Raw genomic sequence first — 16,019 nt, forward strand, 5'->3', positions numbered from 1 at the left:
CCTTGGCAGCCATCGCGCGCCTCAACATTTCGGTGATCGCCTCCCTCATGGCGGCGATCATCGCCTTTGGGCTCGATCGAGGGCAGAAGGCATTTCACATTGCCGCCGAATGCTACGCCATCGGCGCGAGCGCCTGTGTCAGCTTTCCCTATTTCTACCAGCCCTTGTCGCTCACCGGCTGGCGCGGCGGCGAGATGATCAGCGTCACGCCCTTCTTCGATTATGTGCTGGTCTGGAATACCGGCATTTCCTACGGCCTGCTCGATGGCCTCCCGGTCTGGAGCCTGGGCCTGATCATGCTGGTCGCGGTCGCTGCGCTCTCGGTCTGGTGGTGGCGCGCCAGCGATCTGCTCGTGCGCCTCGGACTGGCGCTCTGCGTCGGCGGCGCGCTGTCCAATGCGCTGGATCGCCTGGTCTATGGCGCGGTCGCCGATTTCTTCCACTTCCACTGGGGAAGCTGGTCGTTCTACATCTTCAACCTGGCCGATGTCGCCATCACCCTGGGCGTGATCCTGCTCTTCGTCGACCTGCTCGGGCCCAGGCGGCGATCGACAAAGCGCCCCGCGTGAGCCGCGCCGATCACTGTGCTGCCAGAATCTGGTCTTAGCAGTAGGAATGCGCTATAAGCGCCGCCGATATCGTAAGGGAATTTGCATGCATATTGCATTGACCGGGCAGACAGCTGCCATTCGGACCGTCGCAAAGGCCGGTCTTGCCGCTTTGGGGCTGATGGCGACGCTGGCGCTTGCAGGCTGCACCACGGTCGAAGGCACCAACGCCATGACGGATTTCGGCACCTTCGAACGCGAGGTGATGAACACCACCGCGCGCGGCGTCGGCCTCATTCCGGGCGATCCGCCCAAGGAAGATCTGACCATGGCGCGCGCGCCCCTGGTGCTGCCCAAGTCCGAAACCGATCTGCCCACGCCCACCACCCAGGTCGCCGCGGCACAATTGCCGGCCAATAGCGACACGGTGCAGATCGACACCACCAATCTCAGCCAGAACGACATTACCCTGCTGCGCAATGCGCGTGTCGTCGATATGCGCACCCTGGGTGGACGTCCGCTCACCGAGGCCGAGGCGCGCCAGCTCACCGCACGCATGCAGCGGGCCAACATGGCGGTCACCGCCAATAATGAGCGTCCGCTCTATCTGCCTCCGGCCGAATATTTCACCCGCGTCGGCGATGCGCAGCTCGTCTGCCGCGCCGCTTCGGGTGAACTGGTCTCGCTGCGTGACGAACGCTGCCCCGAAGACGTACGCAAGGCCCTGCAGCGCCAGGGTCCGACATCGGCCATCCTGGGGAGCAAGGATGCGCGCCTGAGCGCCACCGAATCGGGTCTCTGATCCGGCACGATTGCCCACCGACTCTCAGCGGCCGGAATTTTCCGGCCGCTTTGCCTTTTCCTCGCGCCGCCCGCCACGACGATCCCGCTCGTGGCATCATGGGTCCCGCATGCCAGAAAGTGCTCCAATGAGCGACACCCCCAAACAGCCCGAAACCGCCGATCGTCTGGCCAAGGTCATCGCCCGCGCCGGCCTCTGCTCGCGTCGCGATGCCGAGGGCTGGATTGCCGATGGCCGGGTTGCCGTCAACGGCAAGACCGTGCTGACCCCGGCCTTCAACGTCACCAGCCGCGACAAGATCGCCGTCGATGGCCTGCCGCTGGCGGCCCGCCAGGGCACCCGCGTCTGGCTCTACAACAAGCCTGCTGGCCTGGTTGTCACCGAGAAGGACCCCGAGGGGCGCCCCACCATTTTCGAGGAGCTCGACCGCAAGGGTCTGCCGCGCGTCCTCACTGTCGGCCGCCTCGATATCAATACCGAGGGCCTGCTGCTGCTGACCAATGATGGCGGCCTCAAGCGCGTGCTCGAACTCCCCTCCACCGGCTGGCTGCGCCGCTATCGCGTGCGCGCCTTCGGCTCGGTCACCCAGGCCCAGCTCGACAGCCTCAAGCACGGCATCACCGTCGAAGGTGTGCAATACGGCCCCATCACGGCGACCCTGGAACGCGAGCAGGGCAGCAATGTCTGGCTGGTGCTGGGTCTGCGCGAGGGCAAGAACCGCGAGGTCAAGAATGTCCTCGGCTCGCTCGGCCTTGAGGTCAATCGCCTGATCCGCATTTCCTACGGCCCCTTCCAGCTCGGCGATTTGCCCGAGGGCGGCGTCGAAATGGTCAAGTCCCGCATGCTGCGCGACCAGCTGGGCAAGAAGCTGGCCGAATCCGCCGGCGTCGATTTCGAAAGCGAGGCTCCCGATATGGTGCAGCCCGCGCCGCGCGACGAACGCCCCGTGCGCTCGCCGCGTGATCGTGCGCCGCTGCGCCCCCGCCCTGCCGGGCGTGATGCTGGGCCGCGTGGATATGACGAGGATCGTCCGATCCGTGCCCGCCGCGTGCATTTCGAGGATGACGAGGGCCGCGCCCCGGAGGCCTATGAGCCCAAGGGCCCCGGCCGCCAGCGTCCCGATCGCGACGACCAACCCGCCCGGTCCTTCGGCAAGCCCGCCGCCCGCCCTGAACGCGGCGACCGTCCGGACCGTTCGGAAGGCCGCAAATCCTTTGGCGACCGCCCCAAGCGTGACTTCTCGGATCGCCCCAAGCGCGACTTCGGCGACAAGCCGGCCCGTTCCTTCGGCGATCGGCCCGCGCGTGGACCCCGCCCCGAGGGGCGCTTCGAGGATCGCCCCAAGCGCAGTTTTGGCGACAAGCCGGCGCGCGGCGGGTTCTCCGAGCGTCCGAAGAAGGATTTTGGCGATCGTCCCAAGCGCGATTTCGGCGACAAGCCGGCCCGGTCCTTCAGCGATCGGCCCGCGCGTGGACCCCGCCCCGAAGGGCGCTACGAGGATCGTCCCAAGCGTGACTATGGCGATCGGCCCCAGCGCTCCTTTGGCGACAAGCCAGCCCGGGGCCCGCGTCCGGACAAGCCGTTTGGTGATCGTCCGCCCCGCCGCGACGACCGCCCGCAGGGCGGGCGCCCCAATGCCAAGTCCTTTGGTGACCGGCCCCAGTCTGGCCGCCCCGGTGGCAAGCCGTTTTCGGGCAAGCCCGGCGGGCGTCCTGCCGCTGGCCGCCCCACGGGTGGTCGCCCTGCCGGCAATCGCCCCACGGGTGGCCGTCCGTCCGGTCCGCGCAAGCCGCGCCCCTGACGCACTCGGAGTACACCCTCCCCCGGAGTGGGGAGGGTAGCGGCGCTAGGCCCGAAGGGCCTTAGCAGAGCTAGGGTGGGGGCGAATGGCCCACAACACCAACGGAGCCCTTATGCGCATCATCGGCGGCAAATTCCGTGGCAAGACCCTGTCTTCCCCCAGTGACGACAGCATCCGCCCCACTTCGGACCGCGCTCGCGAGTCGATGTTCAACATCCTTGGCTCGCGGCTCGGTCCGGTCCTTGCCGGCAAGCGGGTGCTCGACCTCTTTGCCGGCACCGGGGCGCTGGGTCTCGAAGCCCTTTCGCGTGGCGCCGAACACGTCACATTCGTGGAAACCGGCGCTGAAGGCCGCGGCCTCATTCGCGATCACATCGAGGCTTTCGGGGCCGGCGGGGTCACCAAGCTCCTGCGCCGCGATGCGACCGGCCTTGGCAAGCCTGGCACCTTCGGCCAGTTCGACCTCATCTTCCTCGATCCGCCATACAATCAGGGTCTGGGCGAAAAAGCTCTCGCCGAACTGGCGGCCAATGGCTGGATCGCGCCCAATGCCACGATCGTCTGGGAAGAGGCTGCCGGTGCCGAGGTGACCATTCCTGCCGGCTTCACCCTGGAAGACACTCGCGAATACGGTGCGGCCGCGGTCCGGTTCCTCTCCTGGCCCGGCCAATGACATTCTGTTGATGAACTGAACCATCCCTGCGCCGCCGGGTTTGCTCCTGCACAACCCGGAGACCAATCATGGCCGAAGAGACGAGAACGGGCGGCTGCCTCTGCGGTGCCGTGCGCTATCGATTGCGGGGCGAACCGTTCAAGTCGGGATTGTGCCACTGCGCCGACTGCCGCAAGGTCACAGGATCAAGCTTCCTCGCCTATGCCGACTGGCGCCCCGATCAATTCAGCGTCGAGGGCGATTTCGAGACCTATGACGGACGCTCCTTCTGCCGCCAGTGCGGGTCGCGTCTCTTCAATCTCGGCCCGACCGGTGCCGAAATCTATCTGGGTACGCTCGACGATGCGCCGAACGCCATCAAGCCGCAGGTGGAAGGCTGGTGCAGGCGGCGCGAGCCCTGGCTGCCCGTTGTTTCGGGCCTGCCCATGTATCCGGGCGACCCATGAACGCCGGCCCGATGGCGTTCAGGCCGCCTTCAGGCACGCCGCGCAACGGCCACGGATTTCCATGGTCGTGCGCTCGACCTTGAAACCAGTCTTGCCCGCCCAGTCGCCCAGCCGCTGCTCGATCACCGCATCGGCGAACTCATCGACCTTGCCGCAGCTTTCGCAGATGGCAAAGGCAATCAGCCCCTTGCGGTGGCAATGTTCGTCTGCGCAGGCCACAAAGGCATTGAGCGATTCCAGCCGGTGCGCCAGCCCGCGCTCCACCAGCTTGTCCAGCGCCCGATAGACCTGCAGCGGCGCCCTGAGGCCCTCGGCGCGCAGCAGGTCGAGAATGTCATAGGCCGATAGCGGGGCAGGGGCGCCGTTGAGCGCGCCCATCACCAGTTCCTGGTTGCGCGTCAGGTCCGTGGGCTTTGCGTGCTCATGCGCCATGGTGCTCTCTCCTGCCAAACAGTTTCGCGGTCGGCACGGCCAGCGATATCAGGAAGATCGCCAGCGCCATAACCACGATGGACGGCCCCGAAGCGGTATCCCACGTTCTTGAGCCGAACAAGCCGCCCACCACGGCCACCGCACCCAGCAAAGCCGCGACGATGGCCATCATTTCGGGGGTGGCGCTGAGGCGTCGGGCCGTCGCCGCCGGAATGATCAGCAGCGAGGTGATCAGCAGCACGCCCACCAGCTTCATGGCGATGGCGATCACGCTGGCCATCAGCAGCATCATGATGATGCGGCTCACTTCTGGCCTCAGCCCCTCGGCTTCCGCCAGTTCGGGGCTCACCGTCGCCGCCAGCAGCGGCCGCCAGTTGAGCGCCAGGATGATCAGGATCGCGGCGCCCCCGCCATAGATGATGGCAATATCCTCGACCGACACCGCCAGGATGTCGCCGAACAGGAACCCCATCAGGTCGATCCGCACCTGCGTCAGGAACCCCACGATCACCAGGCCAACCGCCAGGCTCGAATGGCTGAGAATGCCCAGGAGCGCGTCGGTCGAAAGCGTGTTCTGTCTTTGCAGTAGCAGCAAGGCACCCGCCACCAGAGCCGCCACGGCAAAGACCCCCAGCGTCATGTTGACCGAGAGCAGGATGGACAAGGCCACCCCCAGCAGCGCCGAATGCGCCATGGTGTCGCCGAAATAGGCCATGCGCCGCCAGACCACGAAACAGCCCAGCGGCCCGGTCACCGCGGCCAGGCCAACACCGGCAACAAGCGCCCGCGAGAAGAAATCACCGAACATGGTTGTTCCTCCGCTCCATCGGCTCCGTCGCTTCCCTCCCCCTTGTGGGGAGGGAAGCGAGATAGGACTTAGCTTCTGCTAAGTCCGTCAAATCGAGCAGGGTGGGGGTGTACTCCTCCCCCCTCTTCAGGGGCTTCGAGCCGATCCGAAGGACAGACCGCGCCAGTGGCGCGATCTGCGGCGAGAAGGCCATGACAGCTATGCTCGAATGGCAGTCGGGTGGGGGTGAGCCGGCAAACTCAATGCGCATGCTTGTGCTCCCCATGCTCGTGATGGTGATGCACATGCTCGTGGCCCGGCTCCGCCCCCACCACGCAGCCATCGTCATGGTGTTCATGGTCGTGATGGTGTTGGTAAAGCGCCAGCGTCGCCCCAGCCCGATCCCCGAACAGCCGCAGATATTCCGGGCTGGTCTTGACCGCATTGGGGGTGCCCCGGCAGCACACATGGCCGTTGAGGCAGATCACCGTGTCAGTCTCGGCCATCACCACATGCAGGTCGTGGCTGATCATCAAGATGCCGGCCTTGGTGGTATCGCGGATTTGCCGGATCAACTCGTAAAGCGCCGCTTCGCCGGAGAAATCGACGCCCTGTACCGGCTCGTCCAGCACCAGCAGGTCCGGCTTGCGGATCATCGCCCGCGCGAACAGCACGCGCTGGAATTCCCCGCCCGACAATTCCTGCACCGCCGCCTTGAGCAGCCGCGTCGCGCCCACGGCATCCAGCGCAGCCGCGATCTCCGCCGCTCCGTGCCGCCCGGTCAGCGTCATCAGCCGTTCCACCGTCAGCGGCAGGGTCCAGTCGATGCTGAGCTTTTGCGGCACATAGCCGATCGTCAGCCCCGTCTTGCGGCTGACCGTGCCCATGCTGGGCTTCAGCACCCCGGTGACCATCTTGGCCGTGGTCGACTTGCCCGAGCCGTTCGGCCCGATCAGCGTGACGATTTCGCCCCGCGCAATGGTCAGGTCCACCCCTTCCACCAGCACCCGCCCGCCACTGCGCACGCCAGCACCGGATAGGGTGATCAGGGTTTCTCTGTTGGCTCGTTCCAGCATCGGGTGGCTCGTCTCCTTCGGTCCTGCCCCTTTGTGGAGAGGGGCAGGGTGGGGTGCAGTGGCTTTGATGCCATAACGGCAAACATCATCCAGCGGCCGCAAAAGCACTCTTGACGGCAATGAATACGTTATAGCATAACACCACCGCAAGCGTAATAACATAACATATCGCTTCCGATCTTCCCCTTTCCAAGAGGCCAGACGATGTCCCGTACCCCCCTAACCCTTGCCGCCCTCGCCACGATGCTGCTGACCGGCACCGCCTGGGCGGCACCCGCCGTGGTGGCCTCGACCAAGCCCATTCATTCCCTGGTTGCCGCCGTCATGGGCGATCTGGGCAGCCCCACGCTTCTGGTCAAGGGCGCGAACTCACCCCACACCTACTCCCTCCGCCCCTCCGACGCGGCAGCGCTCGAAAGCGCCGACATCGTCTTCTGGACCGGCCATGGCATGGAGCTGTTCCTGGCCGATGCTCTCGATACCCTCTCTACCGATGCCCAGGTCGTGGAACTGGCCGAATCCCCCGGCATCACGCTTCTGCCCGTCCGCGAAGGCGGCGCCTTCGAAGCCCACATGCATGAGGGCGAAGACCACGATCACGAAGAAGCCGATCGCGATCACGATCATGAGCATGGCGAAGGCGACATGCATTTCTGGCTCGACCCGCAAAACGCCAGGCTGATGGTCACCCAGATCGCCACCGTCCTGGCCGAAGCCGATCCCGAAAACGCGGCCACCTACAATGCCAATGCGGAGGCCGAACTGGTGCGCCTGGACGAGCTCGGGGAGGACCTGCGCCAGACCCTGGCACCCATCGCCGACAAGCCCTTCATCGTCTTCCACGACGCCTATCAGTATTTCGAGGCGCGCTTCGGCCTCACCGTCGCCGGTTCCATCACCGTCTCGCCCGAGGCCATGCCCGGCGCCGCCCGCATCGATGAACTGCGGTCCAAGGTCAAGGAACTGGGCGCCACCTGCGTCTTTGCCGAACCCAATTTCGAGCCCGCGATCGTCAGCACCATCATCGAGGGTACCGAAGCCCGGGCCGGCACGCTCGACCCCGAAGGCGCCGCCCTCACCGAGGGGCCGAACCTTTACCCCGAACTGTTGCGCGGCCTGGCGCGCGGCCTGGTCGACTGCCTCGGCTAGGCCCTATTTCAGCGGCCCCTTGAAGATGAAGAAGGCGCCGAGCCCGATCAGCGCGAAACCGATCCCGTGGTTCCAGGTGAATTTTTCGCCCAGATAGAGCACGGCGAACAGCGCGAACACCGAAAGGGAGGTCACCTCCTGGATGGTCTTGAGCTCGGCGCCCGAATAGACGCCATAGCCGATCCGGTTGGCGGGCACTGCCAGCCAATATTCGAAAAAGGCGATGCCCCAGCTCACCAGCACCACCACCCACAGCACCGCGCCGGGGAATTTGAGGTGCCCATACCAGGCAAAGGTCATGAAGAGGTTCGAGGCAATCAGCAGCCCGATCGGGGCCAGCGTGGCAAGGTTGAAGCCCAATTATTCACCTGAAGGAGCAGCGAATCGGCCCGCTCCGGGGCCGTTTCATGCATATCTCCTCCGCCCCTTGCGCGCTGGCAAGCGGCATCAGCGCGAAGACCCGGTCATCTGCTCGAGCGAGAAGATCTCGTCGCTGACATCGTCGATCTTCTTGCGCACCAGCGCCTGCGCGTCATAAAGGCCGCGATTGTAGAAATAGGCGCCCATCTTTTCGGCGAAGAAAGCCATCAGCATTTCCGCCGGGATGGCCCCGATCGTCTGGTCCAGTTCCTCGCGGAAATAGTCCTGGATGTCGCCGACGATGGCCTTGGTCTCTTCGCGGCTGAAGGTAATCGGTTTCATGGTGCCTCTCTTTCAGCGCCCGTTCATACTCCGAGTCGCAGCTTGCCGGGCCATATCGCTTGCGCCAGATTGGCGCTGCCCGAGGAGGTCAATGCCATGCGCGCCGCTCTGTTCCTGCTCCCCACCATCCTGCTGGCCTCTCCGGCCCTTGCCCAGGAATTTTCCTGCGAAGGCGCCTTTGCCATCGACAGTTCCGAGGCCCGGCTGATCGAAATCTATGGTGCCGACAATGTCTGGACCGGCATCGTCCCCGGTCCCGAGGGCACCGAAATGCTGGCCACGCGGGTCTTCCCCGATAGCCCCAAGCGCATGCTCGAATTCGTCTGGTGGAACGAGGACGCGCGCACTGACCCCAGCTATGTCGAGCTGCCGGGCAAGATGGCCGGTCCTGCTGGGGTCCGCGCCGGCATGAGCGTGGCTGAGATCGAAGCGCTCAATGGCGAACCCTTCACCCTGTCCGGTTTTGGCTGGGACTATGGCGGCTATGCCGGCTTCGAAAGCGGCGCGCTATCCGGCCTGCCCGGCGGCTGCAACCTGTCCCTGCGTTTCTCGCCCGGTCCCGATCCGGTCGATGTCGATACCGATGCCATCTATGGCGACCGCGAATTGCGCTCCACCGAACCGCTGCTCGAAACGGTCGGCGCGCGCGTTGATTCGGTTGCCATCGGCTATCCCCATCCTGATTTCCGCGACTAGTCATCGCCATTGACCCGCTGGGTCCTTGGGCATAACACTGATTGCAGGTTGGTTCCCCGCGCCCATACCGGCAAGGGGATCAAAAGGGAACACGGTGAGGCGTACCCAAAAGGGACCGAATCCGTGGCTGCCCCCGCAACTGTAAGCGGCGAGTGCCCCCTCTGGAGCCACTGACATCATGCGATGTTGGGAAGGCCGGGATGCACGATGACCCGTGAGCCAGGAGACCTGCCAACCTCTGTTTGAACACTCGACTGTCGGTGGGACAGATGGAGGAAAAGATGATCAAGCCGTCAGGCTAGCCCCGTTCGGGACCCAGGTCCCAGGCCGCTCCGTCGCCAGCGCGCCGGGCGGTTCTTGCCGCTCAAATTCATTCCCGAACTGGAACAATCAAAATGCATATCGAACCCGGCCTCGTCTCCCCTGAAAAGATGCTTCTGGCCTATGCCACCGCCGCCGCCGCTGGCGCCATGACGGTCAAATTTGCGCTCGACAGCATCCGCGAACGCGGCGTCGTGTCCCTGGCCGCCCGCGCCGTCCTGGCCAGCGCCGCTGTCTTCACTTTCTTCGAGGTCTTCCCGCATTATCCCGTGGGCGTCAGCGAGGTGCATCTCATCCTCGGCTCGACCCTGCTGTTGATCTTCGGTGCGGCTCCTGCGGCCATCGGCTTGGCCGTGGGCCTCTTGATCCAGGGCCTGTTCTTCGCGCCCTTCGATCTGCCGCAATATTTTGCCAATGTCACCACGCTGGTCGCGCCGCTGGTGGCCATCAAGTTCCTGGCCGATCGCATTGTCCGTCCCGATACTGCCTATGTCGACCTGCGCTACAGCCAGGCCCTGGCACTCTCGGCGACCTATCAGGGCGGCGTGGTTCTCTGGGTGGCCTTCTGGGCGCTCTATGGTCAGGGTGTCGGTGCTGACAACCTCACCTCGGTGGCCACCTTCGGCGGCGCCTACATGCTGGTCGTCCTGGCCGAGCCGCTGATCGATCTGGCCGTTCTGGCCGGCGCCAAGCTGGTGCGCGGCCTGGGCAAGACCGGTCTGGTCACCTCGCGCCTCTACGCCTGACATCCATACTCATCAAACTTGCGCGCGCCTCCGGCAACGGCGGCGCGCCTTTTGACTTGAAGGCGGAAACGACATGACCACCAAAATCCCCACCACCGTCATCACCGGCTTTCTCGGCGCCGGCAAGACCACGCTCGTGCGCCACATGCTGGCCCATGCCCCCAAGGGCAAGCGCATTGCCCTCATCATCAACGAATTCGGTGACCTCGGCGTCGACAAGGACATTCTCGCCGGCTGCGGCGACGAAACCTGCCGCGAAGAAGATATGGTCGAACTCTCCAATGGCTGCATCTGCTGCACCGTGGCCGACGAGTTCATCCCCACCATGCAGGCCCTCCTGGCCCGCGACGAAAAGTTCGATCACATCGTCATCGAAACCTCGGGCCTGGCCCTGCCGCAGCCGCTGATCCGCGCCTTCAACTGGCCCGAGATCAAGGCCCAGGTCACCATTGATGGCGTTGTCACCGTGGCCGACGCCGCCGCCCTGGCCGAAGGCCGCTTCGCCTCGGACGAAGCCGCCGTCGATGCCCAGCGCCGCAAGGACGAAATGCTCGATCACGAGACGCCCTTGGGCGAGCTCTTCGAGGATCAGCTTTCCGCTGCCGACATGGTCATCATCAACAAGACCGATCTGGTCGATGCCGCCATGCTCGACACCGTCGAGAAGAATATCAAGGCCGAACTCCGCCCCGGCGTCGGCATTGTCCGCGCCGCCAATGGCCATGTCGACATCACCGCGCTGCTTGGCATGGGCATGTCATCCGAAGACGACATCGCCAATCGTCCCAGCCATCACGAACTGGAGCATGGCGGCGAGACGCACGAGCACGATGATTTCGACAGCTTCTCGCTGACCTTGCCCAGCATTCAGGGCAAGGATCACCTGCTCTCGATCATCGAGGACACCATCAAGGCCCATGACGTCCTGCGGCTGAAAGGCTTCGCCGCAATCCCCGGCGCCGCGGCCCGTCTCGCCATCCAGGCCGTAGGCCCCCGCGTCACCGCCTATTTCGACCGCCCCTGGAAGGCCGGCGAAAAGCGCGAAACGGCTCTCGTCGTCATCGGCGAACAGCCCCTCGACCGCGCCGCCATCACCGCCAGCCTCGGGCAGGCGGCGGCTTGAGTCTGGACCTGCACTTGCGGCTCCTGCCCACCCTCCCCCTTGTGGGGAGGGTAGCGTCGCTGGGCCGAAAGGCCCTAGCAAAGCTAGGGTGGGGGTGTCGCCGCTTCCTCGCGCTGAGGGGGGTGTAGCCGTGCACCTCCTCTCCGCCCAGGCCGGTGCGATCCAGCAGGAGGGCGAGGCCATCGACCTCGCCCAGTCCCCCGGCGACTATGTTTTCGCCTCCTCCGCCGATAGCGAACTGGCCATGCTCGCCGGTGCCGCCGACCGGGCCGGGGAGGGCGCCTTGCGCCTCGCCAATACGCTCCGGCTTTCCAACAATCTCTCGGTCGACATGTGGCTCGAAAAGACCGTAGCCCATGCCCGCCTTGTCGTTCTCCGTCTCATCGGCGGCGCCGCCTATTTCCAATATGGCGTCGACGAGCTGACCGCCCTTTGCGCCAACAAGCGCATCCCGCTGGTCCTCCTTCCCGGCGACGCCAATCCCGACCCGATTCTGCAATCCCGCTCTACCATCCACCCCGACGACTGGACCGCGCTCCACCGCCTCTTCATCGCCGGCGGCCCCGACAATGCCGATGCGATCCTCGACGCCTTTTCCACGATGTCCAGGCAATCACCAGGCCAAAGCCCCTCCCCCCTGAGGGGAGGGGTTGGGGTGGGGGTTCAGGCGTCTCAGCCTTTGCTGGCTGGGAATATTGAACCCCAACCCTTCCCCCGCTTCGGCCTCTGGCATCCGAAAATCGGCATGACCGACGAAAACGGGCTTCGACGTCTGCACGCTGATGCCTCGCCTCCATCGCCCCCCTCCCCCTTGAGGGGAGGGGAGGGGGTGGGGGTGTCGAGCGTCTCCCAGGACCAGGCGGCATCGGTGGCCAAGTCCAACCGCCCCCACATCCCTGTCCTCTTCTACCGCGCCGCCCTCGAAGGCGCCGGCACGGCCACGCTCGAAGCGCTCATTGCTGCACTCGAGGCCCGCGGCCTCGCGCCCGTGCCGCTACTCGTTTCCTCCCTCAAGGAAGCCGCCTGCACCCGCTTCGTCCAGGATGCGCTCGCCGCCTTCCCGCCCTCGGCCATTTTCAACCTCACCGCCTTTGCGCTCGGCATCGCGGATCTTGACGACAAATCCAACCCCTTTGCCGGCACCGACGCCCCGGTGATCCAGCTCATCCAGTCCGGCCGCTCCGAGGCCCAATGGGCCGCCGACCCGCAAGGGCTCTCCGCCAAGGACATGGCCATGTATCTGGTCATGCCCGAAGTCGATGGCCGTATCGGCGGCATCCTCGTCGGTCACAAGGCCGATGCCGTCTGGCACGAACGCACCCAGTGCCCGCTTTCCGCCTATGCCCCCGATCATGGGGGCATCCAGCGCGCTGTTGACCTTGCCTTCAATTGGGCCCGCCTGCGCGCGACCCCCCGCGCCGATCGCCGCATCGCCATCATCCTCGCCAACTACCCCATCCGCGACGGGCGCCTGGCCAACGGCGTCGGCTACGACGCCCCCGAGAGCACGGCGCGCATGCTCATGGAGATGGAAAAGGCGGGGTATGACCTGGGAACCATGTCTCCTGCGCCTCCCTCCCCCTTGAGGGGCTTCGCGCCGTCTCAAGAGAGCAGTTCGCTCCAGCGGAGCGAACTAAGGCAAGAAGGCCATGAGAGCTACGCTCGAATGGCTGGGCAGGGTGGGGGTTCGGGGACATCGGAGCATTCGGAACAATGGTCTGGTCCTTCCGTCGGCTTTCGGAACACCCGTCTTGCCCGTGCCCCGAGAAACATCGAACGGGCTCGGCAGATGCGGGCCAATCCGCCCAGCCCCGAGCAAGCATTCTGGCGCTTCTTGCGCCAAGCCTTCCCTGATGCGCATTTCCGGCGCCAGGTTCCCATCGGCCCCTATTTTGCAGATTTTGCATCGCATCGGTCGAAGCTTGTCATCGAACTTGATGGTGACACGCATGCGACCAAAACAGCCCAGCATCACGATGAGATGCGCGACAGTTTCCTGCTCAATGCTGGCTATCGGGTTGTGCGAATCGCCAATAACGAGATCGGTAACCTGGACGGTCTTTGGGACGTGATCTCTCCGCTGGTGACAACCGCCCGAACCCCCACCCCCCACCCCTCCCCTCAAGGGGGAGGGGAGCTTTCGGCGTCTTTCTCGATGTATCAATCCGCCACCGGCCCAGAGCCCCTCCCCCTTGAGGGGAGGGGTTGGGGTGGGGGTTCGGGCACATCCCCCTTCCCCCATACCTCCGCCGATCTCATAACCCTCCTCCAGTCCGGCCCCACCAACGCCAGTCCCGAACGCGGCGCCTCCGACGCGGTCCTGCCGCTCGCCCGCTACACCGAACTCTTCGCCGCGCTCCCCGAGGAAATCCGCGAGGCCGTCGCCGCGCGCTGGGGCGATCCTGCCACCGACCCGTTCATCCGCGACGATTCCTTCCACTTGCCCGCCCACCGCTTTGGCAATGTCGTCCTTCTGCTCCAACCCGCGCGTGGCTGGCAGCTCGACGAGACCGCGAGCTACCACGACCCCAATCTGGTCCCGCCGCACGCCTATCTCGCCGCCTATCTCTGGCTGCGTCACGAGTTTGGCGCCCACGCCATGGTGCACAACGGCAAGCATGGCACGCTCGAATGGCTGCCTGGCAAGTCGGCGGCGCTCGATGCAGATTGCTATCCCGACGCGCTCTGGGGGCAGCTGCCGCACCTCTACCCTTTCATCGTCAACGATCCGGGCGAGGGGACACAGGCCAAGCGCCGCACCGGCGCCGTCATCATCGACCATCTGGTGCCCCCACTCACCCGTGCCGAAACCTATGGGCCCCTCAAGGACCTCGAGGCCCTGCTCGATGAATATTACGCGGCCTCCGGCATGGATCGCCGTCGCCTCGGCGACCTCAAGCGCCGCATTCTCGACTTCACCCGCGACAGCCGGCTCGACCAGGACATCGGCCTGCCCGAAAGCGACACCGAAGCCCTGATCAAGATCGACAACTTCCTTTGCGATTTGAAGGAAGCCCAGATACGCGACGGCCTGCATGTCTTTGGGCACTCGCCAGAGGGAGGGATGGCGCGAGACCTTGCCGTCGCATTGGCCAGAATACCGCGCGGCGAGGCCCCCGGGGATAACTCGCTGATCCGCGCTCTGGCCGATGACCTGAAGCTCGGATTCGATCCCCTGACCGCCAAATTGGGCGAGCCTTGGTCCGGGCCGGCGGAATGGCATTCACAACGCGTTCATGAAGCGACCCCTGGCCCTGCGCCGAGACGCATTGGCGACGTTGTCGAGCAGCTCGAAATCATCGCCGCCGATCTCGTCGCCGGCACGTTCGCCTGCCCACCGGACTGGCCTGCCACGCGCGCTGTCCTCGACACGGTCAACTCGTTCATCAAGCCACGCCTGGCCTCCTCCGGGCCCGCGGAGATGCTGGCCTTCCTCGACGCGCTCGACGGCAAATTCATCGCCCCCGGCCCCTCTGGCGCGCCCTCGCGCGGGCGCCTAGACGTCCTGCCCACCGGCCGCAATTTCTTTTCCGTCGATGCCCGCGCCGTGCCGACGCCAAGTGCTTGGGAACTCGGCAGAAAATCGGCCGAGAGCCTGGTGCTGCGGCACCTCCAGGACCATGGTCACCATCTCAAATCGGCCGCCCTTTCGGTCTGGGGCACCGCCAATATGCGCACCGGCGGCGACGACATCGCCCAGGCCCTGGCCCTGATCGGCGCCCGCCCCACCTGGGATCCCGGTTCGCTCCGGGTTTCCGGCTACGAGATCATTCCTCTCGCCAGGCTCGGTCGCCCCCGGGTCGACGTAACCCTAAGAATTTCCGGCTTTTTCCGCGATGCCTTCCCCGCCCAGATCGCCCTTTTCGACCGGGCGACGCGCGCCATCGGCGCGCTGGACGAACCCGAGGACGACAACCCCATCGCCGCCCGCATGCGCGCCGAAGCGCTTCGCCTCATGGCCCAGGGAAAGTCCGAGGCACAGGCCTCGCTTGAAGCGGGCGCCAGGATTTTCGGTTCAAAGCCAGGCACTTACGGCGCAGGGCTGGGGCAGCTTATCGACAATGGAAACTGGACGGACAAGGCCGACCTCGCCAACCAGGTGCTCGCCTGGGGCCAATATGCCTATGGTGCCAAGGCCGCGGGCCTGCCCCTGCAGGACCGCTTCCGCGCCCGTCTCGGCCAGATCGACGCCGTCATCCACAACCAGGACAATCGCGAGCACGACCTGCTCGACAGCGACAACTACTACCAGTTCGAAGGCGGCCTCTCCGCTGCCGCCGAAACGCTTGCGGGCCACAAGCCGGCCGCCTATCACAACGACCATTCGCGCCCCGAAAGCCCAAGAATTCGCACGCTGGAAGAAGAGGTTAGCCATGTCATGCGGTCGCGCGTCGTCAATCCGAAATGGATTGCCGGCATGCAGCGGCACGGCTATCGCGGCGCCTTCGAGATCATTGCCACGGTGGATTTCATGTTCGCTTTCGCCGCCACGACTGGGGCTGTGAAGTCCCACCATTTCGACCTCGCCTTCGAGGCCTTTGTCGAGGATGACGCGGTGCGCGAATGGCTCAGAGCAGCGAATCGCTTCGGTTATGATGAGCTGATCGCCAAATTCCTTGAGGCACGGCAACGAGGCCTGTGGTCGCCGCGCTCAAATTCCGCCTTTGCCTATCTGGAGGACACGCCATGACCGACTTGCCCGAAAAGCCCCTCAAGA

Annotated in this window: 15 protein-coding genes and 1 riboswitch; of the genes, 10 read left to right on the plus strand and 5 right to left on the minus strand. The window is 65.1% G+C overall.

The features are described from left to right. Positions 1-2: 2 nt before the first annotated feature. The 5 genes from lspA to K1X15_RS02705 all read left to right on the plus strand — a co-directional run bounded on the left by lspA (position 3) and on the right by K1X15_RS02705 (position 4,270). On the plus strand, positions 3-569 hold the full coding sequence (lspA, locus tag K1X15_RS02685) for a signal peptidase II (RefSeq protein WP_240549638.1): 567 nt from the start codon (positions 3-5) through the stop codon (positions 567-569). A gap of 85 nt (positions 570-654) precedes the next feature. Further along, positions 655-1,350 carry a hypothetical protein gene (locus K1X15_RS02690; protein WP_220305957.1) on the plus strand — a complete coding sequence of 232 codons (696 nt, stop codon included), beginning with the start codon at positions 655-657 and terminating at the stop codon, positions 1,348-1,350. A 127-nt stretch (positions 1,351-1,477) separates the two neighbouring features. Beyond that, positions 1,478-3,151, plus strand: coding sequence for a pseudouridine synthase (locus K1X15_RS02695; RefSeq protein WP_220305958.1), 1,674 nt, complete (start codon positions 1,478-1,480; stop codon positions 3,149-3,151). Between the two features lie 112 nt (positions 3,152-3,263). After that, positions 3,264-3,824, plus strand: coding sequence for a 16S rRNA (guanine(966)-N(2))-methyltransferase RsmD (rsmD, locus tag K1X15_RS02700; RefSeq protein ID WP_220307406.1), 561 nt, complete (start codon positions 3,264-3,266; stop codon positions 3,822-3,824). A gap of 68 nt (positions 3,825-3,892) precedes the next feature. Then, complete coding sequence (locus tag K1X15_RS02705; RefSeq protein WP_220305959.1) at positions 3,893-4,270, plus strand: GFA family protein; 378 nt, start codon at positions 3,893-3,895, stop codon at positions 4,268-4,270. Positions 4,271-4,288: 18 nt separating this feature from the next. Here the strand turns inward: K1X15_RS02705 and K1X15_RS02710 are convergent, their stop codons facing one another. The 3 genes from K1X15_RS02710 to K1X15_RS02720 all read right to left on the minus strand — a co-directional run bounded on the left by K1X15_RS02710 (position 4,289) and on the right by K1X15_RS02720 (position 6,565). After that, positions 4,289-4,702, minus strand: coding sequence for a Fur family transcriptional regulator (locus K1X15_RS02710; RefSeq protein WP_220305960.1), 414 nt, complete (start codon positions 4,700-4,702; stop codon positions 4,289-4,291). Continuing rightward, positions 4,692-5,510 carry a metal ABC transporter permease gene (locus K1X15_RS02715; RefSeq protein WP_220305961.1) on the minus strand — a complete coding sequence of 273 codons (819 nt, stop codon included), beginning with the start codon at positions 5,508-5,510 and terminating at the stop codon, positions 4,692-4,694. The genes K1X15_RS02710 and K1X15_RS02715 overlap by 11 nt, the downstream gene beginning before the upstream one ends. Positions 5,511-5,749: 239 nt before the next feature. Further along, positions 5,750-6,565, minus strand: a complete 816-nt coding sequence (locus K1X15_RS02720; RefSeq protein WP_220305962.1) for an ATP-binding cassette domain-containing protein — start codon at positions 6,563-6,565, stop codon at positions 5,750-5,752. A gap of 204 nt (positions 6,566-6,769) precedes the next feature. Between K1X15_RS02720 and K1X15_RS02725 the strand changes: the two genes are divergently transcribed. Further along, a complete protein-coding gene (locus tag K1X15_RS02725; RefSeq protein WP_220305963.1) occupies positions 6,770-7,714 on the plus strand; it encodes a zinc ABC transporter substrate-binding protein in 945 nt (314 codons plus the stop codon). Positions 7,715-7,717: 3 nt separating this feature from the next. Here the strand turns inward: K1X15_RS02725 and K1X15_RS02730 are convergent, their stop codons facing one another. Both K1X15_RS02730 and K1X15_RS02735 read right to left on the minus strand, forming a co-directional pair. After that, positions 7,718-8,074: a DMT family protein gene (locus tag K1X15_RS02730; RefSeq protein ID WP_220305964.1), complete on the minus strand. Its 357-nt coding sequence runs from the start codon at positions 8,072-8,074 to the stop codon at positions 7,718-7,720. Positions 8,075-8,161: 87 nt separating this feature from the next. Further along, entirely contained in the window at positions 8,162-8,416 is a 255-nt protein-coding gene (locus K1X15_RS02735; RefSeq protein WP_220305965.1) for a DUF2164 domain-containing protein, read from the minus strand. Positions 8,417-8,512: 96 nt separating this feature from the next. On the opposite strand from K1X15_RS02735, the gene K1X15_RS02740 reads away from it, so the two are divergent. From K1X15_RS02740 to cobN, 4 genes are all read left to right on the plus strand, one after another. Next, complete coding sequence (locus tag K1X15_RS02740) at positions 8,513-9,112, plus strand: hypothetical protein (protein ID WP_220305966.1); 600 nt, start codon at positions 8,513-8,515, stop codon at positions 9,110-9,112. A gap of 32 nt (positions 9,113-9,144) precedes the next feature. Beyond that, a riboswitch (cobalamin riboswitch) is annotated at positions 9,145-9,362 on the plus strand. Positions 9,363-9,507: 145 nt separating this feature from the next. Beyond that, positions 9,508-10,179, plus strand: a complete 672-nt coding sequence (locus tag K1X15_RS02745) for an energy-coupling factor ABC transporter permease (protein ID WP_220305967.1) — start codon at positions 9,508-9,510, stop codon at positions 10,177-10,179. Positions 10,180-10,252: 73 nt separating this feature from the next. Further along, positions 10,253-11,302, plus strand: coding sequence for a cobalamin biosynthesis protein CobW (gene cobW / locus K1X15_RS02750; RefSeq protein ID WP_220305968.1), 1,050 nt, complete (start codon positions 10,253-10,255; stop codon positions 11,300-11,302). 130 nt (positions 11,303-11,432) lie between these two features. Then, positions 11,433-15,992 carry a cobaltochelatase subunit CobN gene (cobN, locus tag K1X15_RS02755; RefSeq protein ID WP_220305969.1) on the plus strand — a complete coding sequence of 1,520 codons (4,560 nt, stop codon included), beginning with the start codon at positions 11,433-11,435 and terminating at the stop codon, positions 15,990-15,992. The last annotated feature ends 27 nt before the right edge of the window (positions 15,993-16,019 follow it).

This window comes from Devosia salina (assembly GCF_019504385.1).
Lineage (GTDB): Bacteria > Pseudomonadota > Alphaproteobacteria > Rhizobiales > Devosiaceae > Devosia > Devosia salina.